At 52.2% G+C, this 940-nt stretch carries 2 protein-coding genes; both read left to right on the top strand.

The annotated features are described in order from the left end of the window. On the top strand, positions 1–176 hold a 176-nt coding region (gene tnpB, locus J3U88_RS35510), incomplete at its 5' end, for an IS66 family insertion sequence element accessory protein TnpB (RefSeq protein WP_207863683.1). Positions 177–237: 61 nt separating this feature from the next. After that, positions 238–940 (top strand): IS66 family transposase (locus tag J3U88_RS34020; RefSeq protein ID WP_207863682.1); only part of this gene is annotated, 703 nt, incomplete at its 3' end.

The raw sequence follows: 940 nt of genomic DNA, 5'->3' as shown, positions 1-940 counted from the left end.
TCTGGGATGGATCGGGGCTATGTCTTTACTATAAACGTCTCGAAGCCGGCCAATTCACCAACCTCTGGCGGCGGGATAGCCCGTCTCGGCTTTCAACAATGGAACTACGGTTGATCCTTGAGGGCGCCCGGCTAGAGGGCAAGCTTCCGCTTACACCGGCTGAATTTAAATTGTAAAAAAACAAACAAAGCGCTAGATCAAAAAGACTTAATTCTGTTTTTGTGATAACATAGCCGCATGTTTAAAGATCACACCCTCGATTACATTCTCAGCGATCCCAAGCTTGGCCGCCCCGTTTTTCGCGGCCTTGAAAAGGAGATTTTGCAACTTCGCAAAGCGCTTGCAAACGCCCGTGGATACGATGGTGAAACCGGCTATCTCGAAGGAATTGAAGAGATACTCATCGAGAAGCAGGCCGAGGTTGACCGGCTCAAAAAGAAGCTTTACGGCCGATCTTCAGACAAAGCAAAGGGTGGTGATTCAGAGGGTGGCGACCCAGATTCCAAGAGCAGCGGCGCCGGCAAGCGAAAAAAGCCGGCCGACAGCGGCCGCGGCCAGGTTGGACAAGACCTTCCCTTGGCCGAGGAAGAATATCGTTTGGAGGATCAGCCCAAGTGCGGGTGCGGGCTTGAAAGTCCATTAAAGAAAGTCAAGCAAGCAGAGATCACCCATGTGGTGGATTATGTACCGGCTAAGTTTATTAATCGCAAGATTATCCGCTGGAAGTATCGCGCAAAAAAATGCGGCTGTCGCGTAACGGCCCCCGGCCCAACAACCTTGGTTGACGGCGGCCAATACGGCGTAAATCTCGCTGTTGAACTGGTGGTTCGAAAGTTTCAGGATCAACTCCCTTGGGAGCGGCAAGTCAAGGCGCTTCAACGAGACGGTTTACGAATGGCCGGTTCGACCATGTGGAACCAAACCCGGCACGTCGCCAATC

This window comes from Acanthopleuribacter pedis, assembly GCF_017377855.1.
Classification (GTDB): domain Bacteria; phylum Acidobacteriota; class Holophagae; order Acanthopleuribacterales; family Acanthopleuribacteraceae; genus Acanthopleuribacter; species Acanthopleuribacter pedis.
Note: the sequence above shows the minus strand (reverse complement) of the source record. Positions and strands in the feature narration are given on the sequence as shown.